Here is a 21,100-nt window from a genome sequence, read left to right as displayed (position 1 = left end):
ATGACGCAACCACGAGGATTGAAATCGTGTACGCCGCCGGGAACGACCAGATCGAATAGTGTGAGATCGGCTCGGGATGAGCGCCTGTACTGGGACGGGGAGAGCCCGACAACATCGGTGAACCGAGTGGTGAAAGTCCCCAGGCTCCGGTATCCGACCGAAGAAGCAATGTCGGACACGGTGGCCGTGCTGGTCGAAAGAAGCTGTTTGCTTCGCGCCATGCGGACCGCGCAGAGAAAGCGTCCAGGTGAGCATCCCGCTTCTCTCCTGAACTTCCGGGCGAAATGAAACTTGCTGTACCTGACGAACGCCGCGATATCGCCGAGACTCAGTGGGTATCCGCAGTTCTCCCACATATAGATCATGCTGTCCCCAACTGGATCAGACAAGGCTACCTCCGATCTCGTGATCGAACATGTGCCAGGGGGTCGTCCAGTTGAATGTGTCCTGCCGCAATAGCGTGGCGCCGCGGAACAGGAACCAGGGAATCCACATCTCCCTCCGCCACGCGTCGGGTCGCCCCCCCTCCGCGACTCGGGGAGAGAGATTACTAACCTTTTTTCAATTGAGCAATAAGAGAGAAACGCTCGACGCCTGTTCGATGCCAGTCTCGTCGTGACGTGGCGCAGTCGGACGCGAGGTGCTGGCATGGTTTCGTGGATAGGACACATCCGTCGCATATGTCTCACTCCCAGTGCGAATCAGGCTTTATTACGCAAACGTGGCTTTCCGGAACGCGACCCTCATGCGAAGGCGTGCCTGGAGATGGCCGGCGGCTCGTTCATCGAAGGGTTCGGCGTCGCGGCCGAGAGTTCGACCGCCGTTGAGGCCACCGGCACGCTGGCAAGGATCGACGGGATCCGGCGAGGATTCGCCTTCGAGGGCGCGGCCATGGCCATGGCCATACGCGACGCGCTGCCGCTGGGCCACCGCCACCACGTCGCCGACCTCCTCGCAGCGGCCGACGATCACACCTACATGATCCATGTCGGCGTCGGCTGGTCATTCGCCCGCCTGCCCCGGCCCCTGCGGCGCGCGGCGGCGGGCGGTCTGACCGACCCCACCCTCACATGGCTGGCCCTGGACGGCTACGGCTTCCATCAGGCCTTCTTTCGTACGGACAAGTACGTGCGACAGCAGTACGTCGATCCCGATCCGCCCTTGCCGACGCACCACCATCCCGAGTACGCCCCGCACGCGATCGACCAGGGAATCGGACGAGCCCTGTGGTTCGTCGCGGGTGCCGATCCGAGCCGCGCGCTGCGGCTGATCAAGGCGTTCTCACCGCAGCGGCACGAGGATCTCTTCGCCGGAATCGGGCTGGCCGCGACCTACGCGGGCGGCGCCTCCGCCGACGAGCTCGAAGAACTCGCCGAGGGCGCGGGCAGACACCGGCCCGCCCTCGCGCAAGGGTCGGTGTTCGCCGCCGAAGCACGGACACGTGCACAGATCGCACAGCCGCACACGGAGACCGCGGTCCGGGCGATCACCGGGCTGCACGTCACCGAGGCGGCCGCCATCGCCACTCAGAGCCGTCCGTCGGGACACACGGTCGACGGGCAGGTGTCGTTCGAGGTGTGGCGTCGCCGCATCATGCTGCGCTGGGCCACCGAAACAAGCTTCAGCCTCGGGGTGAAGGACGGTTCATGAGAGAGCGCATCCGAAAGCTCACGCCTGCCCTCTGCGCGGTCCTGCTCGCCGCGTCCCTGTTCGCGGTGACCCGGGCAGCGGTCGCGGCGCCGGATCCGTCGGAGGTCGCACCGGACTACAAGTTCACTTCGATGTCGATCCCGATGCCGCCAGGCTACGAGAAGCTTCCGAAGAAGAAGGTCCGCGAGGTCAACCCCGCCTATCACAAGATCCGTTCGTGGATCTCGTCCGTCGGCGCCGGCGTCGCCATCAACGACCTGACCGGGCACGGGCGGGCCAATGGCGTGTGTCTCGTGGACACCCGCACGGACTCGGTGGTCGTCACCCACACTCCGACCGCTCCGGCAGCCGACCGCTTCACTCCTTTCACTCTCGATGCCGCCCCTCTCCACATCGACTCGACGATGGCGCCGATGGGCTGTGCGCCCGGCGACTTCGACAGCGACGGGCGCATGGACCTGCTGGTCTACTACTGGGGACGCACACCGATTCTGTTCATGGCGGACGAGTCCGCGTCCGGTCGCTCACCGGCGTACCGACCGACCGAAGTGGTCCCGTCGGCCAAGGATGTGGACAAGTACACAGGCGAACAGTGGAACACCAACGCCGTATCGGTCGCCGACTACGACGGGGACGGTCACCCCGATCTGATGGTCGGAAACTACTTCCCGAACTCTTCCGTGCTCGACCCCGACGGCCAGGACGACGTGGTCATGAACGACTCCATGTCGAACGCGAAGAACGGCGGCGGAATACGGATGCTGCGGTGGGTGCGCAACGAAGGCGGGCACCCGGTGTACGCGGAGGACAAGAAAGCCGTCCCGTACGACGACGCGACCGGGTGGACCCTCGCCCTGGGCAGCGGTGACCTCACCGACGATCTCCTGCCCGAGGTCTACGCGGCGAACGACTTCGGACACGACCACCTGTTCTCCAACGAGTCGACGCCCGGCGACATCCGGTTCAGCACCGCGACCGGCGATCGAGGCTGGACCACACCCAAGTCGTTCGTCCTCGGCGAGGACTCCTTCAAAGGGATGGGTGTGGACTTCGTCGACTTCTACGGCCGCGGCAAGTTCGACATGATCGCCAGCAACATCACGACGGCATGGGGCCTCGAAGAGAGCAACTACGTGTGGCGCAACGACGCCCGCACGCCGAAGAAGATGGCTGCCGAACTCGGCGCGGGGCGTGCCCCCTTCTCCCAACAGGCACAGGAGGCCGGCCTGGCCTGGACCGGATGGGCCTGGGACATCAAGGGTGCCGATCTGCAGAACTCCGGCAAACTCGATGTCCTGCAGACCGCCGGGTTCGTCCAGGGCGCCAAGCACAACCGCTGGCCGTGGCTGCAGGAACTGGCCACCAGTAACGACGTTCTCCTGCGGGAGCCCGGCATGTGGCCCAAGGTGGGCCCCGACGACGACATCGCGGGCCACCAGCCGATGGCGGTGTACGCGCCGACCGACTCCGGCGAGTACGTCGACATCGCCGATCAGGTCGGCATCGACTCCAAGACCCCGACCCGCGGGATCGCCGTCGGCGACACCCGTGGAAACGGGACGCTGGACTTCGCCGTCGCCCGGCAATGGGGTGCCCCGGCCTTCTACAGGAACGATTCACCGGACATGGGCCGCTACCTCAAGCTCCAGCTGTACAGGCCCGCGGGCAAACAGGACGGCGGCGACCTGTCGGCGGCCGGAACGCCCGCCTACAACGCGGAAGTCACCGTGCGAACGGCCGACGGCCGCACGATGCGGAGCCAACTCGACGGCGGCAGCGGGCACAGCGGCAAGCGGGGCTTCGACGTGCACTTCGGTCTGGGCACCGAGGACCGGCCCGTGAGCGCCACCCTCGCATGGCTCGACAACGACGGGGAGCGCCACCGGCAGACCGTCCGGCTCACCCCCGGCACGCACACCTTCATGCTCACCGACACGGCCGAGGAGGTCCGCGTCCCGTGACGACCCAGAGCCCCAAGCCCGTCGACCGGAATGTCCGCGAGCAGTCTCCTCTCCCCGAAACGACCTCACCGTCATCCACGTCGTCGCCCGCCGAACCACCCCGCGCCGACTCGAAGCCGCCGGCCGCCCCGGCGGCCGGGAAGGACGTGCGCTACCTCGCACTGCGGAACTTCGCCCTCTCCATCACGGTCTTCAACATCATCGGCTACACCCTGCTGGGGTTCGAACAGCCGCCCTTGTGGCCGTTCCTGGCGGTGGCCAGCGCGTACGCCATTGATCTGGCCTTCGAGACACTCAGCGCGTGGGCCCAGCGCCGGGCACCCCGCTTCCGCGGCCGGGGCTTTCGCGGGGTCTACGAGTTCCTGCTGCCCGCGCACATCACGGCGCTCGCGGTCAACATGCTGCTGTACGCGAACAACCAGTTCTGGCCGGTCCTCTTCGGCGTCGCCGTCGCGGTCACCGGCAAGTACGTGTTCCAGGCTCCGATCGGTGGCCGTACGCGCCACTTCATGAACCCGTCGAACCTCGGCATCAGCGTCGCGCTGCTGTGCTTCGGGTCCTGGGTCAGCGTCGCGCCGCCGTATCAGTTCGGCGAGAACATCAACTCGCTGTTCCGGATCGCGATCCCCGTCATCCTCGCCACCGCCGGCACGGTGTTGAACGCGAAGCTCACCGGCAAGATTCCGTTGATCGTGGGGTGGCTCGGCGGGTTCGTGATCCAGGCGGTCCTGCGCCACGAGCTGTTCGACGTCGCGCTGATGGCCGCGCTCGGCACCATGACCGGCACGGCCTTCCTCCTGTTCACCAACTACATGATCACCGATCCCGGCACCACACCGGTCAAGCCGTGGAACCAATTCATGTTCGGCGCCTCGTCCGCGATGGTCTACGGAGTGTTGATGCTGTTGAACGTGGTCTACACGCTGTTCTTTGCTCTCACGATCGTGTGCGCGATCCGCGGGCTCTCCGTGTGGATCGGCGTACTCATCGCCAGGCGCAGGTCCGTGTCCGAGTCGTCCGCGGCCCCGAACCGTCGGCGAGGCGCGCAGGAGGCCTAGGTCCATGACACGCATAGCGATCGTCGGGATGGCCTGTACATTCCCCGACGCGGAGACCCCGAGGCAGCTCTGGGAGAACGTTCTTGCCGGGCGCCGGGCGTTTCGACGCCTGCCGGACGTGCGGCTGAGCTCGGCGGACTACTACGCCGCCGATCCGGCCGCGCCGGACCGGCATTACGCCACTCATGCCGCGGTCATCGAGGGCTGGGAATTCGACCGGACGAAACACCGCGTCGCCGCGAGCGTCTACCGGTCCACCGACATCGCGCACTGGCTGGCCCTGGACACCGCGGCGGCGGCGCTGGAGGACGCCGGCTTCCCCGCGGGCGAGCGGCTCGACCGTGCCCGCACCGCCGTCGTCCTCGGCAACACCCTGACCGGGGACATGACGCGGGCCAACGGCATGCGACTGCGGTGGCCCTATGTGCGGCGTACGCTGGCGAAGGCGCTGGAGGGCAAGGGCTGGACGGTCGACGAGATCGCCGAATTCCTCGACGTGTACGAAGTCCAGTACAAGGCCCCCTACCCCGGTATCAACGAGGACAGCCTGGCCGGCGGCCTGGCGAACACCATCGCGGGACGCATCTGCAACCACTTCGACTTCGGCGGCGGCGGCTTCATCGTGGACGGAGCCTGCGCGTCGTCCCTGCTCGCCGTGGCCAACGCCGGCAACGCCCTCTCCGCGGGGCAGATCGACACCGCCGTGGTCGGCGGGGTCGACACGTCCATCGACCCGTTCGAACTCGTCGGCTTCGCCAAGACCGGAGCGCTCGCGACCTCGCGGATGACGGTCTACGACCGGAAGTCGAACGGCTTCTGGCCGGGTGAGGGCTGCGGCATCCTGGTGCTCGTCCGCGAGGAGGACGCGATCGCCCGCGGCCTGCGGAGCTATGCGACCATCGCGGGCTGGGGGGTGTCCTCCGACGGCCACGGCGGTATCTCCCGGCCCGAGGCGGACGGCCACCTGCTGGCCATGGAACGCGCCTATCACATGGCCGGCTTCGGTGTCGAGACCGTCGACTACTTCGAGGGGCACGGAACCGGTACGGCGTTGGGCGACCGGACCGAGCTCGACGTGTTCCACCGCGTGAGCGCGGGCCGGCCGGCCGGTGCCGAGCCCGTCCACATCGGCACCATCAAGGGCAACATCGGGCACACGAAGGCCGCCGCCGGTGTCGCCGGCCTGATGAAGGCCGCCCTCGCCCTGCACCACGGCACGATCCCACCCGTGGCCGGCACCGGCGAGGCCCACCCGATGTTCGACCTTCCCGGCTCGCGGCTGCGGCTTGCCCGCACGCCGCAGCCGTGGCCGACACCGGGCGACGGAGCCGGTGATCCGCCGCGCCGCGCGGGCACCTCGTCGCTGGGCTTCGGAGGGATCAACGCCCACGTTGCCCTGGAGTCCACCCGGGCGGCGGAAGCGCTTCCCGCGGCGCTCCACAGGCATCTGGTGCACACGCCCCAGGACGCCGAACTGCTGGTGCTGTCGGCAGCCGGCTTCGAGGACCTTGAGGGCGGCCTCCGGCGCGCCGCGGACGTCGCGGCTGTCTGTTCCTACGCCGAACTCGGCGACCTGTCCGCCGAACTCACGCGCGCCGACCGCGAGTTCGCGTTCAAGGCAGCGGTGGTCGCATCCGAGCCCGCGGCGGCGGCGTCGAGTCTCCGCGCGCTCGCCGATGCCGTCGCGGCAGGCGAGACGTATGTCTTCGCACCAGGTCGTGGTCAGTTCTTGGCCCACTCCGCGAAAGCCCCCCGGATCGGGTTCCTGTTCCCCGGCCAGGGCGCCCCGGGACGCGGTGACGGCGGCGGACCGGCGCACCGGTTCGAAGTCGTCCAGGACCTCTACCAGGAGGTGGGCGCTCGGCCCCCGGGCGCCGCGACCGAGGACGCGCAACCCCGCATCGTCACTGCTTCCCTCGCCGGGTTGCGGATCCTCGACCGGGCAGGGGTGGCGGCTGCCGGCTGTGTCGGACACAGCCTCGGCGAACTCACCGGCCTGTACTGGGCGGGGGTCTTCGACGAGAGGTCGGTCGTCGAGATCGCGGCTTTCCGCGGCGAAGCGATGCACAACGCGACCTCGGGACCCGAGGGAACCGAGTCCGGGGAGGTGTCGTACGAGACCGGTTCGATGGCGTCCATCCGCACCTCCGCGGCACAGGTCGAGCCGTTGCTGGCCGACACCCAGGTCACCGTCGTCGGTTACAACGGCCCGCATCAGACTGTCGTCGCGGGCCCCGTGGACGCCGTCGACGCGGTGGTCGACGCGGCGGGGAGGGCCGGGCTGCACGGCGCCAAGCTCGCTGTCTCCCATGCCTTCCACACACCGCTGGTCGCCCCGGCCGCCCGCAAGTTGCGCGGGTACCTCGACGACCTCCGCATCGGCGAGGTCAAACGGGCCGGGCTGTTCTCGACGGTCACGGCAGAACCGGTGGAGCCCGGATCGGGCGTCGTCGAGCTCCTGGAACGGCAAGTCGTGGCACCGGTGCGGTTCGCCGATGCTCTTGAGCGGCTCGCCGGACAGTGCGACCTGCTCATCGAGGTGGGTCCTGGCACGATCCTGTCCGGCCTTGCGGCCGAGGTGTGCCCGACCGTTCCTGTGGTCTCGATGGACACCGACGACGACTCGGTCGCCGGCATCCTCCGGACGCTCGCGGGATGCTACGTGCTGGGCTCCGGTCCTGATCTGGTGGCCCTCGCGGCCGAGCGGTTCAACCGGCCCATCTCGCTGGACAAGCACTTCACCTTCATCGAGAGCCCCTGCGAACAGGCGCCGGACGTCTCGCACATCCCTCGGGCGGAGGCCCGGTCCCCGCAGGCAGGGGCCGACCGCACCGACGTCCCCGCCGACGTGCGGAGTCCACTGGACACACTGCGCCACCTGATAGCCGAACGTGTGGAGCTGCCGGTCGCCGAGATCCAGCCCGACACTCGCCCCCTCGACGATCTGCATCTGAACAGCATCACGATCACCCAGCTGATGGGCGAAGTCCTCAAGACGTTCGGCGCACCGGTACCCGAGCCGAGCACGAGTGTGGCGACCGCCACCGTCGCGGAGCTCGCGGAGGCGATCGACGGGCTCGCCCACACGGCCGGTGACGGAGCGGACGGCCAGGCCGTCGACGACCTGGCGGGCATCGGCACCTGGGTCCGGCCGTTCGTGGTCGAGCACGCCCCGGCTCCGCTGCCGCCCGGCCCGGACGAGGAACGGCCGGGAAGGTGGGAGGTGTTCGCTCCCCCCGGGGAACCGCTCGCGCACGCGGTCCGGCAGCTCCTTGAGGCCGCTCCTGTCGGCGACGGGGTCCTGCTCGTCAGCGGCGCGGCCGGGGACGAGGACCCCGCCGGCATGACCGCCCGCATGGTGGACGCGGCAAGGCTGGCTGTCGAGCGCGGTACCCGACTCGTCGTCGTCAACCGTGATCACGGTGTCTCCGCACTGGCCAAGACGGTCCATCTGGAGGCCCCGGCGGCGCGTACGACGATCGTGGACCTCGCCGACCGCCTCGCGCCCGATGAGGCGGCGCGGCTGGTCTGCTCCGAGGTCGCCACCACCCGTACCTTCCGCGAGGTCTCCTACGACGACAACGCTCGGCGGACCGAACCTGTGCTCCGGGAACTGACCACCGGGCACGACAGCTATCCGGTCGGTGCCGGCGACGTCGTCGTCGTCACCGGGGGCGCGCGCGGCATCACGGTCGAGTGCGCCGCCGCCCTGGCCCACGAGACGGGCTGCACGCTGGCGCTGATGGGGCGGGCCGATGCCGCGGCCGACGAGGAGGTCGCGGCGAACATCGCCCGGCTGCGCGACTCGGGCACCAAGGTGAGCTACTACTCCGCCGACGTCACCGACGTACAGCAGGTGGCCGCCGCCACCGAGGCGATCCGGAAGGAACTGGGAGACATCACCGGAATCCTTCACGGCGCCGGCATCAACACGCCTGCCCCGATCGGTTCGTTGACCTACGACGCACTCGAAAGCACCGTGGCCGTCAAGGTCGACGGGTTCCGCAACGTCCTGAACCAGGTGGACCCCTCCGGCCTGCGGCTCGTCATCGGATTCGGCAGCATCATCGGGCGGGCGGGGCTGCGCGGCGAAGGCCACTACGCCACCGCCAACGACTGGCTGCGATCGACGATCGAGTCACTCGACGCACAACTGCCGCGGTGCCGCTGCCTGAACATCGAGTGGTCGGTGTGGTCGGGCACCGGGATGGGCGAACGGCTCGGCGTGCTCGGTGTGCTGATCCGGGAAGGGATCGACCCGATCCCCACGGACGTCGGGGTCGCCGTCCTGCTGGAGCTGCTGCGCACTCGGTCAGCCCCTTCGAACGTGGTCGTGCTCGGAAGGGCCATCGGCCTCCCGACCATCGCCTTCGCGTCGGCTGAGCTGCCGTTGCTGCGCTTTCTCGAACGTCCGATGCTGCACTTCCCCGGGATCGAGTTGATCGTCGAGGCCGATCTCTCCTCGACGGCCGACCCGTATCTCGACGACCACCGGCTGTCCGGGCAGGCGCTGTTCCCTGCGGTCATGGGAATGGAAGCGATGGCTCAGGTCGCGACGGCGCTGTTCGGTGAAGACGGCCCGGTCGAGTTCCGCGACATCGAGTTCCGCGACATCGAGTTCAACCGTCCGATCGGGATCTCCGCGGACGGGACGACGACGATCCGGCTCGCCGCGCTGCGGGACGGCGACGAGGTCCGGGTCGCGATCCGATCGGCAGAAACGCTGTTCCAAGTCGATCACTTCCGCGGGGTGTGCCTGCGCCGAGGGACGCCGGAGCCGACGGCCGGGACGGAGCGCTGGGATCCGCTGCTCAAGGCTGCCGACAGGGCGGCGCACATCGCTCCGACAACGATGGACATCGACGTCGACTTCTATGACCGGATCATGTTCCACGGCCCCCGGTTCCGTTCGGTGACCGACTTCCGCCTGATAGCGGCGCGGCGATGTGTCGCGCGGATCCGTTGCTCCGACAGCCGCTGGTTCTCTCCCGTCCTGCCGGGCGCGCTGCTGCTCGCGGACCCGGCCGCGCGAGACGCGTTCATGCACGCGCTGCAAGTGTGTGTCCCCGACTCCACCCTGCTGCCGTCCAGGATCGGCCGAGTGCGGTCCTTCTCCCCCGGGCGGAAGGCCGGCGAGGTCACCCTGGTCGCGGCCGAACGCGCCCACGACGGGAGTACCTACGTCTACGACGTCGTGGTCCGCGACGACCAAGGGGCACTGGTCGCGATCTGGGAGTCACTCGAACTGACCGCCGTCCCGTCACCTCACACGGGCCGCGCGTGGACGCCCGAGCTTCTCGGTCCGTACCTGCAGCGTCACCTCGACGCCGTGCTCCCTGCACCGCTGCGTCTCGCCATCGTCCGCGACCGCCCCCCGGCCGCCTCGGGATCGCTCCGCGGCGGCGGGACGGCCGCCGGTCCCGGCAGCACCCGGCGCATACCGGGTCGCCGGGCCGTCACGGAGCGCGCGCTGGCCGCCGCGTTCGGACACCCGGTGGCGTTGCGGCACCGCCCCGACGGCCGGCCCGAGACGACCGAACCGATGAGCGCGACCCACGGCCCCGGCCTCACCGCCGCCGTCGCTTCCTCCCGTCCCGTCGGCTGCGACATCGAAGCGGTCCGGGACCGCACCATGGAGCAGTGGCGCGGGCTTCTCGGGCTGTCCGGCGTCGCGCTCGCGGAGATGTGCGGCACCGCGGGCGACGAACCGTTCGCCACCGCCGCCACCAGGGTCTGGAGCGCCCGCGAGGCCGTCATGAAGCTCGGGGTGACCGTGACGCAGCCCAAATTGATCCTGGACGAGCGGACCCTCGGCCATGGCTGGCTCGTGCTGCGTCATGGGCGCGACCTGGTGTGGACGTACACCGCCACGCTGGCGGCGCCCACCCCGGACGAGGTCATCGTGATCGCCGTGACCGAGAAGGGCTGAACCGTGCCGAGCTTCGACATCCCGCACCTCGTCGGCTTCGAGGAGACCAACCTCGTCGGCAACGTCTACTTCGTGAACTACTTCCGCTGGCAGGGCCGGTGCAGGGAAATGTTCCTCAAGGAGAAGGCACCGGACGTCCTGCACGAGATCACGCACGGCCTCAAGCTGTTCACCATCAAGTGCGAGTGCGAGTACTTCGCCGAACTGACGGCATTCGATCAACTGTCCATCCGCATGACGCTCGTCGACCTCACCCAGACCCAGATCGAGTTCGAGTTCGCCTACGTCAGGATCGACGAGACGGACCACACCGAGCACCTGGTCGCGAAAGGCCGGCAACGTGTCGCGTGCATGCGCGGTGACGGTGACCGGGCCACCCCGGCCCGCGTCCCCGAAAGCCTGCGACGGGCACTCGAACCCTACGGCTGAGCCCGTGTCCCGCCGGACCAATCCGCGGCGCCGCCGGCCACGAATCAGCAGGGTCAGGCGACTCGTGTGCTGGAGGCTCACAGCGTGAAAGAAGTGGTGCACATCGGGGTTCGGGCGGCACCAGGGCCCGACTTGCAGGAGTTGCTCGGCCGGGTGGCCCGGGGTGAGCAGGAGGCGTTCGCCGGTGTCTACGACCTCGCGGCCGGCCCTGTTCTCGGCGTGGTGCGCGGTGTGCTGCGCGACCACGCCCAGTCCGAGGAGGTCGCCCAGGACGTCCTGGTGGAGGTCTGGCGCACCGCGCCCCGCTACCGCCCCGAGCGGGGCACGGCGATGAACTGGATCCTCACTCTCGCGCACCGCCGCGCGGTGGACCGCGTGCGTTCCGTCGTGGCCTCCGCCGCGCGGGAGCAGAAGGCCGCCCTGCTGGCGCGGACCCCGGAGTTCGACGAGGTCAGCGAGGAGGTCGAGACCCATCTGGAACGCGAGCAGGTACGCCGGTGTCTGCGCGGCCTGACCGAACTGCAGCGCCAGTCCGTCACCCTGGCGTACTACCGCGGTCTGACCTACCGGCAGGTGGCCGAGCTCCTCGCCGTTCCGCTGGGCACCGTCAAGACCCGCCTGCGGGACGGCCTCATCCGGCTGCGCGACTGTCTGGGGGTGAACGCATGAGCATCGCCGACGACCCGCACACGCTGACCGGCGCCTACGCCGCGCACGCGCTGGACGACGACGAACGCGCGGAGGTCGAGGAACACCTGGCCCGCTGCGACGCGTGCGCCCAGGAGGTGCGCGAGCTGGCCGAGACCGCGTCCCGCCTCGGCCTCGCGGTCGCCACCGCGCCCCGCGCGGGCATGCGGGACGACGTCCTGCGCCGTATCGCCACGGTCCGTCAGGACGTTCCGCGCGCCGAGCCGGACACCGCCCCGGGTCGCGCGGCACACCGGACCCGCCGGGCCTCCCGGTGGGCGCTCGCCGCGTGCGTGGCCGCGGCCGCCGCCTGCGGCGGCACCGGCCTCTGGCAGCACCAGCGGGCCCAGGAAGTCCGTGAGGAGGCCCGGCAGACCCAGCAGCAGGTCCAGCAGCGGTCCGAGGAACTCGCGGCGGTCCTGGCCGCCCCCGACGCGAAGTCCCGCACCGGCCGGCTCCCCGATGGAGCCAGCGGCACCGTCGTGGTGTCGGCCGCCCGCAACCGCGCGGCGTTCATCGCCGCCGATCTGCCCGATCCGCCCCGAGGGAAGGTCTACCAGCTGTGGTTCGACGACGGCGGGGCGATGCGCCCGGCCGGGCTCATGGACTCCGGCCGCGGCACTGAGGCGATGCTGATGGACGGGCCTGTCGACCGGGCCACCGGCATGGGCATCACCGTGGAGCCGGCCGGCGGATCGGACCGTCCGACCACCGCGCCGGTGGCCCTCATGGACTTCCCCGCCTGACCCGACGTCACTCGTCCGGGCGCGGGTCCGGGTCCTGGGCGGGCCGCAGTCGCGGATACGGGTCGAGCGTGAGCAGCAGGCCCGCGGCGGCGTGCTGCTCGGCCGTCGGCAGCGGCACCAGTTGGCTGGTCCCGTGGCCGCCCAGGCCGGGCCGTCGCGGGGTGTCGCCGTCGGCGGGGCGGAGCTTGCGCAGGAACTCCTCGACCGGGTCGCGCCGGGCGTCGTGGAGGTCCTCCGCGCCGGTGACGATGTTCAGGAAGGACTCGTGCAGGCGCAGCCCGCTCTGGTCGCGGCGGCTGAGTGTCTGGGCCTGGCGGAAGTAGGCGTCGCGGCCGTCGTGGATGCGGTAGAAGGCGCTGACCAGGACGAGGAGCCGTTCGTAGGCGTTGCGGTAGGCGATCTGGTAGTAGCGGCGGGCCTGCGTCTCCTCGACCTCCGCGCGCAGCACGCTGCCGATGGCGGCCGCGGCGAGGAGGCCGCTGTACATCGCCAGGTGGACGCCCGTGGACAGCAGCGGGTCCAGGAAGCAGGCGGCGTCGCCGGCGAGGAACCAGCCCGGGCTGCAGAACGCGTCGCTGACGTAGGAGTAGTCGCTCTCGACCTTGAGCGGGGACACCCGGCGCGCGCCGGACAGCATGCCGGCGAGCAACGGGCACCGGGTGAGGGCCTGGTGGTAGACGGCGTCGAGTGAGCCGCCGTGCTCGTTCCTGGCGTCGTTGAACGACTGCTTGTCGGTGACCAGGCCGACGCTGAGGGTGCCGTCGTGGAGCGGGATGGCCCAGAACCAGCCGTGCTCGGGGAGCGAGAAGACTCCGATGGCTCCGCTGGGTGCCGCCGCGAGGGGGCGCGCTCCGCGCCAGTACGCCCAGGTGGCGACGTTGCGGAACGCCTCGTGGAAGCGTCGCGTACGCAGTTGCCCGGCCGCCAGCAGCCCGGCGCGCCCGGAGGCGTCGACGAGGAAGCCGAAGCCGGTCCTGCCGCTGCCGCCGCCGCGCGTCGACCAGTGGACCTCCCCGGCCCGGCCGCCGGACGCGCCCTCTGCTCCGCCTTCGAAGGCGACCCGCCTCACCGGGGTCTCCTCCCGTATCTCCGCTCCCTGCCGCCGGGCGTGCTCCAGCAGGAGCTGGTCGAATTCCGAGCGGACGACCTGGAAGCTGTACGCGGCCGGTCTGTCCGGCTCGTCGAAGCCCAGCGGCCACTCCTCGCCGCCCCAGCCGTAGAAGGCGCCGGTCTTGCGGACGAACCCGTGGTTCTCGACGACGTCCCGCGCGCCCAGCACGTCGAGTACGGGCAGCAGGGAAGGCAGCAGCGATTCCCCTATGTGGTAGCGGGGGAAGCGCGTCCGCTCCAGCAGCTGTACGTCGAAGCCCTGCCGGGCGAGCAGTGCCGCCGCGGTGGCGCCGGCAGGCCCACCGCCGACCACCACGACCTGCCGTTCCTGGCTCATCGGACCCCCACTCGACCCCTCGGCGTGGACCGCGCCCCAGCGCCGGACGGTAGCGGCGCGCCGCGTACAGCGGCAAGGGGGCACGGGGCAAAAGAGCACGGGGCAAAAGGACGAGGGTGGGGACCAATCCGTAGGGCTCGCCGCATCGGATACCCCATGTGAGAACCGAGCGAAAGATACGGCGACACCCCGTGGACCGGTGGCGGGCGGCGGCAGGTGCCCTCAGCGGGCTGCTGGCCGCCTTCGCGGCCCTCGCGTCGGCCGAGCTGGTGTCCGCCGCGGTGCGCCCGGAGGCGGGGCCCGTGACAGCGGTCGGCGGTGCGGCGATCGACCGGACGCCCGCACCGGTCAAGGACTGGGCGATCCAGCAGTTCGGGACCAACGACAAACTCGTCCTGCAGCTGGGCATCGTCGCCGTGCTCGCCCTGTCGGCCCTGGCGCTGGGAGTGGTCGCTCTGCGACGACGCCTCGTCGCGGCGGCGGGGGTGGCGCTGTTCGGTGTGGTGGGTGCGCTGGCCGCGACCGGCCGGCCCGACTCGACCGGCGCGGTCGACGCCTTGCCGTCGTTGGCGGGCGCCGTCGCCGCGGCCGGCCTGCTGTACGGGCTCAGCGGCCGCCTGGCCAGGGACTCGTCCGCGGGCGACAACCTCCCCCAGGCATCGGAGAGTTCCGGGGACGTGCCGCGGGCGGCCACCGCTCGCGAGTGGGACCGGCGCGGTTTCGTCATCGCCGCCACCGCGGCCGCTGCCGCGTCGGCGGGTGCCTGGACCCTCGGGAAGTCGCTGAACGCCGCGAGCGGCAAGGACGCCGTCGCCTCGCGCGACAGCGTCGTGCTGCCCGCGCCCGGCTCGGCCGCCCCCGCCGTACCGAAGGGCGCACAGCTCCGCGTGGCGGGCATCAGTTCCTTCGTCACGGCCAACAAGGACTTCTACCGGGTGGACACCGCGCTCGTGGTGCCGAAGGTGAACGCGGACACCTGGCGCCTGCGGATCCACGGCACGGGCGTCACGCGAGGGAGGACCCTGTCCTACGCGGACCTGCTGGGGCGCGAACTGGTCGAGCGGGACATCACGTTGACGTGCGTGTCGAACGAGGTCGGCGGGCCCTATGTGGGCAATGCCCGCTGGATCGGGGTGCCGTTGGCGGGACTGCTCGACGAGTGCGGGGTCGTGCCCCCGGCCCGCGGCGGCCGTGCGGACCAGCTGGTGGCCCGGTCCGTGGACGGCATGACCATCGGCACTCCGGTGGACGACGTGATGGACGGCCGCGACGCGCTGCTCGTGCTCGGCATGAACGGCGAACCGCTGCCGTTCGAGCACGGATTCCCCGTCCGCATGCTGGTGCCGGGGCTGTACGGCTACGTCTCCGCCTGCAAGTGGATCGAGGACATCGAGCTGACGACGTTCGACTCCTACGACCCCTACTGGGTGAAGCGGGACTGGGCCCGTGAGGCGCCCGTCAAGACCCAGTCCCGCATCGACACGCCCAAGCCGTTCGCCCGGCCGAAGGCGGGCACGGTGGTGGTCGCGGGGGTGGCCTGGGCGCAGCACCGGGGCATCGACAAGGTCGAGGTGCGCGTCGACGACGGCCCCTGGCAGCCGGCCGACCTGGCCGCCGAGGACAGCCGGGACACCTGGCGCCAGTGGTCCTTCCGCTGGCAGGCCACCTCCGGTGGCCACACCCTCGCCGTGCGGGCGACCGACCGTACGGGCACGGTTCAGACCGGCAAGCGGACCCGCACGATCCCCGACGGGGCCAGCGGCCGTCATTCGGTGGTGGTCACCGTCACCTGACTCCCCCGCCCCTCCCGGCTCACTCGCTTCCCCCCAACTCTCGTACCCATAACAGGAGTAGACATGAACACCGCACCCCGTTCCCGCCGCGCCGCCGTCGCCATCGCCTCGGTCGCGTTCCTCCCCCTGGCTCTCACGGCCTGCTCCGACGACGGCGAGGACAAGGACAGCGCCTCGTCCGACACCTCCGAGTCGTCGGCCGCCGCCCCCGCCGACGCCGGCATGACGGAGCCGTTCGGATCCGCCTGTTCCACCGTGCCCAAGGACGGCAAGGGCAGCTTCGACGGGATGGCCGAGGACCCCGTGGCCACCGCGGCCTCCAACAACCCTGCGCTGTCCACGCTGGTGACGGCCGTCAAGAAGGCCGGCCTCGTCGACACGCTCAACACCGCCGAGGACATCACCGTGTTCGCGCCGACCAACGACGCCTTCGCGAAGATCCCCGAGGCCGACCTGGACAAGGTCCTCAACGACAAGGCGCAGCTCACCAAGATCCTCACCTACCACGTGGTCGGCGAGAAGATCACGCCCGACGGCCTGAAGAGCGGCTCCTACACGACTCTGGAGAAGTCGATGCTGACGACGTCCGGTTCGGGAGAGTCGTACAAGGTGAACGACTCGGCCGACGTGGTCTGCGGCAACGTCAGGACCGCCAACGCGAACGTCCACATCATCGACACGGTCCTCATGCCCAAGAGCTGACGCGCCCCGGACCGCTGCCGTATCCCCGGGCGGGCCTTCGCGGAACCGCGAGAACATGTGCGGTTCCGCGAGGGCCCGTTCAGCGGCATCAGATTGCGACGCCTTTCTGTCTTGATCCGTCATTTCCTGGCACCTGTGGCCACACCAACGACGTCGGCGGAGATCCGGACTACTCTCCCGCTCACGTCTGCGGGCCAGGAAGGCACATCGATGGAGCCCACTGAGCGGTGGCCGGGAAACCTGCCGCCGGAGACCACCAGCATGGTCGGCCGCAGTCTCGAACTGCGGCAGCTGGAACGGCTGTGCGGCCGGTCCCGGCTGGTCACCGTGACCGGGGTGGGCGGCGTCGGCAAGAGCAGACTCGCCCGGCGGGCGGCCGCCGGACTGCGGCCCCGGTTCGCGGACGGTGTGTGGTGGGTGGAGTTGACCGGCCTGCGGGAGGGCGCCCTGCTGGCCCACGCGATCGCGGAGGCGCTGCCCCTGGCCGACCAGTCCACCCGTCCCCTGCTCGACGTGGTCGCCGACTATCTGGCCGACCGGGAACTGCTGCTCGTGCTCGACACCTGCGAGCACCTGACCGACGCGTGCGCGATGGCCGGCGAGGCCCTGCTGCGCGCCGCTCCGGGACTGCAGATCCTGGCCACCAGCCGCCGCCGCCTCGGCCTCATGGCGGAGGAGGTGCTGACCCTGGAGCCGCTGCGGGTGCCGCGGAGCCGAGAGGACATGGACGAATCGGAGGCCGTGACGCTGCTGGTCGAGCGGGCCGCCGAGACGGTGCCCGGCTTCACCGTGTCCGCCGCGGGCACGGCGGATGTCGTACGCCTGTCCCAGCTCCTCGAAGGGCTGCCGCTGGCCATCGAGCTCGCCGCGGCCCGCCTCGGCCGGCTGCCCGTCGACGAACTGGTGAAGCGGCTGCCGGACCGCTTCGACGTCTTGCAGGAGTCCGCGGCGGAGCCCGGAGACGGGGCGCCGCCCTGGCACCGGGCGCTGCGCACCACGATCGGCTGGAGCCACGAGCTGTGCACGCCGGCCGAACGGCTGCTGTGGGCACGGCTCTCGGTCTTCGCCGGGTCCTTCGACACCGAGGCGGCCGTGGCGGTCTGCGCCGACGCGCATCTGCCCGAGGACGACATCCCGGGGCTGCTCGGCGTGCTCGTGGACAACTCCGTCGCCAACTGGCTGCCGGGGCCGGAGGGTTCGGAGCGGTTCCGGATGCTGGACACCGTACGGGAGTACGGCGCGCACTGGCTGCGCGAACTCGGCGAGGAGGAGCCCCTGCGCCGGCGGCACCTGGCCCACTACCGCGCGTTCGCCCGGCAGGCGGACGCCGGGTGGCTCGGCCCGGAGCAGCTCACCTGGTACTCGCGTACGGCCGCGGAGTACACCAACCTGCGCGCCGCCCTCGACCTGAGCCTCCTGCTGCCGGAGCGGCCCGAGCGGCCGGACGGACACGCCGCACTGGAGCTGGCCGGGAACCTCTGGTTCTTCTGGCACGCCTGCGGGTTCCCGAGGGAGGGCCAGTACTACCTGGCACAGGCCCTCGCCGCGGACCGCGCACCGAGTCCGGAGCGCGGCAAGGCGCTGTGGGCCGAGGGCATGGTCTTCGCCACGCTGGGGGAACCGGCGGCGGTCGGGGCGCGGGTGCCCGAAATCGCTTCCACGGCCGCCCGGTTCGGCTGCGCCGCGACGGCCGACCGCGCCGACACCCTCGCTGCGATCGCGGCGGTGATGGTCGGCGACCACGCACGCGCCGTCACCCTGTCCCAGGCGGTCCTCGACCGGCACCGGTGCTCCCCGATGGCCCAGCCCACCCAGTCGGCCGGCTGTGTCCGCAGCATCGCGTACCTCCGCGAGGGCCGGGTCGACGAGGCCGTCGCCGTGCTGGAGCACCTGCGTGCCGACTGCGACCGGCACGACGAACAGTGGGCGCGCGCCTTCACCGACTACCTGTGCGCACGCGTCGAACTGGCCCGCGGCCGGGTGGAGGCCGCGTTCGCACACGGCCGGGCCTCGTGGCTCGCCAAACGCCGCCTCGACGACTCGCTCGGAATGGCGTTCGCCCTGGACGTCCTCGCCGCCGCCGCGGCCGCGGCCGGTGACGCCCGGCGGACCGCCCACCTGCTCGGCCTCGCCCAGCGGACGTGGGAGACCCTCGGCGTCCCGCAGCTCGGCATCTCCGAGTGGATCGACACCCGCCGGACCTGCGAGACGCAGGCCCGGCGGGCCCTGGGCGACGACGTCTACACCACCGTCTTCGAGAACGGCTACCGCACGCCCCAGGACGCCCCCGACCCGCTGACCCCCGGGTGCCGGAATCAGTGACTGCCGGTCAGGAGTGCCGTACGCAGTCGTTCGTACGTCGGGGCGAGCCGGCGCAGGCCGTCGGCCAGGGCCAGGTCGTCGCCGGTGACCAGGGGGTGCTGGAGGCCACCGATCAGCCGGGACTGCTCGGTCGCGACGGCCGCCGCGGCGGAGAGTCCGAGGGAGTCCAGGCAGTGGGCGGCGTCGGCGGCGCGGCGCGCGCCGAGGCGGACGGCGAAGTGGGCCATGAGGGCGCGCGTCTCCGCGTCGAGTCCGCCGTCCGCGCGGGCGGCCAGGGCCGCGAGGCCGGAGGCCCCGCCGAGCGTTCCCGGCGGCACGGGCAGGTCGTCGCGGCCCGCCAGCCAGCGCCCCGCGTCCGGCAGGGAACGCCGCAGCGCCTCTTCCGGTGCGACCTGCCGCTCCCGGACGAAGCCCGCCCGCATCACATAGGGGGCGTCTACGTAGTAGACCGTCTTCGCCTCCCACGCGGCGAGGAAGTCCGGCATCGGCAGGGTCGCGTAAGGGTGGCCGTGCGGGTCGTGGAAGACCACCGTGTCGTGGTCGGCCTCCAGCACGACGACGTAGTGGTCGGCGCCGTCGTCGCCGGTGGGTGTGCCCGGCTGGTGGAGCAGCAGCCCCATGTCGACGGGGCCGGCCAGGACGGGTCCGCGGGCGGCCGCCGCGCGCAGCCGTTCCCCGGCCTCCCCGGCCGTGCCCCCGGCGGTCCGCTCGCAGCGGATGCCGAGCAGGGACACGGCCGCGTCCAGGCCCAGGTCGGGGTCCCAGCCGTAGGGGTCGAACAGCGGCAGCCTGTCCGCGACCAGCTGGAAGCCGAACGGCGACCCGGTCAGCACCTCGATGACGGCGGGCGGCGGAGCCGTCTCACCGAGCACCATGGCCAGGGAGTGGGCATAGCAGTACGGGCCGGAGCCCACGTAATACGTCATGGGTGTCCTCGTGGTCGTCCCGTCGGCCGTCAGAGGGCGGTGATCGGCTGCTGGAGCTCCGTGACCCACGCGGCGGTGTCGTCGGGGCAGTCCAGGGAGACCTCGCGGGTGAGTCCGACGGGGCGGTAGCCGTGGGCGGCGATCCACTGGCCCAGCGCGTGCGCGGTGGACAGGACGCCGTCCATCGGCCCGTGGTGGATGATCGTGGCGGCCAGCGGGACGCCGGGCACCTCGACCACCGGCAGATCGCCCGCGTCCGTCCCGTCGGCGACCGGTACCGCGGCCCGCACCGTGATCCGGTCCTCGTCCGCCGCCTCCTCGTAGCGGGCGATGCCGGGGCCGACCGGGGTGGCTCCGGCGGCGTCGAGCCTGCGGCACAGCTCGGCGAAGAGCGGGCCGATGACCGGCCCGATGTCCTGGGGCGCGTAGCTCGCCGCGGTGCCGGTCAGCTCGGCCGCCCGGATCGCGGGGAGAGGGGTGACGACGACATCGTCGGTAGGCATGGTGCCCTCGCTTTCGATCGTCCGGAGCCTCGCCTCGACCCGGGTCATCCGTGCCGCGGCCTCGGCGGCGGCGGTTTCCAGCTCGGCCCTGCGCAGCCGCAGCATGCCGCGGAGCTCCTCGGTGCTGACGTCCTCGTCGAGGATCGACCGGACCTGGTCCAGGGTGAAGCCGAGGTCCTTGAGGGCGATGACGCGGTGGAGCCCGGCGAACTGGGCGGCCCGGTAGTAGCGGTAGCCGCTGGACGGGTCGACGTGGGCCGGGCGCAGCAGCCCGACGGCGTCGTAGTGGCGCAGCATGCGTACCGAGACGCGGCCGTGTCTGGCGAAGTCTCCGATGGTGAACATCACGTCTCCCAGTGCAGGCCCTGACACGGTGGGAGAGTCAAGCACGAGGTCACGGCGAAGGCCCGGACCAGATGGTCCGGGCCTTCGTGCTGAGTACCTGGGTACCTGAGTACCTGAGTGCGGGGATCAGACCTCGCCGCGCCAGGCGCCCGTCTCCGCGCCGTCGCGCCGCTCGATGAACTTCTTGAACCGCCCCAGGTCCCCGGTGACCTGCCGCTTGACGAAGCCGAGCTTGTCGCCGACCGTCTCGGCCAGGCCTTCGGGGTCGTAGTGCATCTGCAGCATGACCTTGGTGCGGGAGTCGTCCAGGCGGTGGAAGGTGACGACGCCGGCCTGCCGGGCCTGGCCGTCCACCGTGGTCCACGCCACCCGCTCGTCCGGGATCTGCTCGGTGATCTTCGCGTCGAACTCGCGCTCCACACCGTCGATCTTCGTCACCCAGTGGGTGAGCTTGTCGGTGCGCTGTTCGATCCGCTGCACACCTTCCATGAACTCGGGGAACGTCTCGAACTGGGTCCACTGGTTGTACGCCGCACGGACCGGCACGTTCACTTCCACGGACTCTTCGACCTGCGACACGGATGTCACCTTTCTTCGACGTC

The 21,100-nt window shown here is 70.8% G+C and carries 14 protein-coding genes and 1 pseudogene; 10 read left to right on the top strand and 5 right to left on the bottom strand.

Annotated elements, in window-relative coordinates; all coding sequences use genetic code 11:
- Positions 1-92 precede the first annotated feature (92 nt).
- Positions 93-356, bottom strand: a pseudogene (locus AB0H82_RS05250) (helix-turn-helix transcriptional regulator); the annotation flags it as partial.
- A 292-nt stretch (positions 357-648) separates the two neighbouring features.
- Between AB0H82_RS05250 and AB0H82_RS05245 the strand changes: the two are divergent.
- From AB0H82_RS05245 to AB0H82_RS05215, 7 genes are all read left to right on the top strand, one after another.
- A complete protein-coding gene (locus tag AB0H82_RS05245) occupies positions 649-1,650 on the top strand; it encodes a DUF1702 family protein (protein WP_362988984.1) in 1,002 nt (333 codons plus the stop codon).
- Positions 1,647-3,611 (top strand): CRTAC1 family protein, encoded by a 1,965-nt coding sequence (locus AB0H82_RS05240; protein WP_362988982.1) that lies wholly within the window; start codon positions 1,647-1,649, stop codon positions 3,609-3,611. The genes AB0H82_RS05245 and AB0H82_RS05240 overlap by 4 nt, the downstream gene beginning before the upstream one ends.
- Positions 3,608-4,669, top strand: coding sequence for an enediyne biosynthesis protein (locus tag AB0H82_RS05235; protein ID WP_362988980.1), 1,062 nt, complete (start codon positions 3,608-3,610; stop codon positions 4,667-4,669). Before AB0H82_RS05240 ends, AB0H82_RS05235 begins: the two co-directional genes overlap by 4 nt.
- A 4-nt stretch (positions 4,670-4,673) precedes the next feature.
- Positions 4,674-10,598: an SDR family NAD(P)-dependent oxidoreductase gene (locus tag AB0H82_RS05230; RefSeq protein WP_362988979.1), complete on the top strand. Its 5,925-nt coding sequence runs from the start codon at positions 4,674-4,676 to the stop codon at positions 10,596-10,598.
- A gap of 3 nt (positions 10,599-10,601) precedes the next feature.
- Entirely contained in the window at positions 10,602-11,027 is a 426-nt protein-coding gene (locus tag AB0H82_RS05225) for an acyl-CoA thioesterase (RefSeq protein WP_362988977.1), read from the top strand.
- Positions 11,028-11,111: 84 nt separating this feature from the next.
- Positions 11,112-11,696 (top strand): sigma-70 family RNA polymerase sigma factor, encoded by a 585-nt coding sequence (locus AB0H82_RS05220; RefSeq protein ID WP_362988975.1) that lies wholly within the window; start codon positions 11,112-11,114, stop codon positions 11,694-11,696.
- Positions 11,693-12,460: an anti-sigma factor gene (locus AB0H82_RS05215; RefSeq protein WP_362988974.1), complete on the top strand. Its 768-nt coding sequence runs from the start codon at positions 11,693-11,695 to the stop codon at positions 12,458-12,460. Before AB0H82_RS05220 ends, AB0H82_RS05215 begins: the two co-directional genes overlap by 4 nt.
- A 7-nt stretch (positions 12,461-12,467) precedes the next feature.
- Here the strand turns inward: AB0H82_RS05215 and AB0H82_RS05210 are convergent, their stop codons facing one another.
- Entirely contained in the window at positions 12,468-13,907 is a 1,440-nt protein-coding gene (locus AB0H82_RS05210; RefSeq protein ID WP_362988972.1) for a tryptophan 7-halogenase, read from the bottom strand.
- Between the two features lie 191 nt (positions 13,908-14,098).
- Between AB0H82_RS05210 and AB0H82_RS05205 the strand changes: the two genes are divergently transcribed.
- The 3 genes from AB0H82_RS05205 (at position 14,099) to AB0H82_RS05195 (ending at position 18,724) form a co-directional block, all read left to right on the top strand.
- The gene (locus AB0H82_RS05205; RefSeq protein ID WP_362988970.1) at positions 14,099-15,700 is read left to right on the top strand and encodes a molybdopterin-dependent oxidoreductase; all 1,602 of its coding nucleotides are present in this window, start codon (positions 14,099-14,101) and stop codon (positions 15,698-15,700) included.
- 63 nt (positions 15,701-15,763) lie between these two features.
- Positions 15,764-16,402, top strand: a complete 639-nt coding sequence (locus AB0H82_RS05200; RefSeq protein WP_362988968.1) for a fasciclin domain-containing protein — start codon at positions 15,764-15,766, stop codon at positions 16,400-16,402.
- 210 nt (positions 16,403-16,612) lie between these two features.
- Positions 16,613-18,724 (top strand): AAA family ATPase, encoded by a 2,112-nt coding sequence (locus tag AB0H82_RS05195; RefSeq protein WP_362988966.1) that lies wholly within the window; start codon positions 16,613-16,615, stop codon positions 18,722-18,724.
- Here the strand turns inward: AB0H82_RS05195 and AB0H82_RS05190 are convergent.
- The 3 genes from AB0H82_RS05190 to AB0H82_RS05180 form a co-directional block, all read right to left on the bottom strand.
- Positions 18,718-19,650, bottom strand: coding sequence for a hypothetical protein (locus tag AB0H82_RS05190; RefSeq protein ID WP_362988964.1), 933 nt, complete (start codon positions 19,648-19,650; stop codon positions 18,718-18,720). The two genes, AB0H82_RS05195 and AB0H82_RS05190, sit on opposite strands and share 7 nt — an antisense overlap.
- Before the next feature lie 29 nt (positions 19,651-19,679).
- The gene (locus tag AB0H82_RS05185) at positions 19,680-20,498 is read right to left on the bottom strand and encodes a MerR family transcriptional regulator (RefSeq protein ID WP_362988963.1); all 819 of its coding nucleotides are present in this window, start codon (positions 20,496-20,498) and stop codon (positions 19,680-19,682) included.
- A 126-nt stretch (positions 20,499-20,624) separates the two neighbouring features.
- Positions 20,625-21,077, bottom strand: a complete 453-nt coding sequence (locus tag AB0H82_RS05180) for an SRPBCC family protein (RefSeq protein ID WP_362988961.1) — start codon at positions 21,075-21,077, stop codon at positions 20,625-20,627.
- Positions 21,078-21,100: the final 23 nt, after the last annotated feature.

It is taken from the genome of Streptomyces sp. NPDC050732 (assembly GCF_040654255.1).
Classification (GTDB): domain Bacteria; phylum Actinomycetota; class Actinomycetes; order Streptomycetales; family Streptomycetaceae; genus Streptomyces.
Note: the sequence above shows the minus strand (reverse complement) of the source record. Positions and strands in the feature narration are given on the sequence as shown.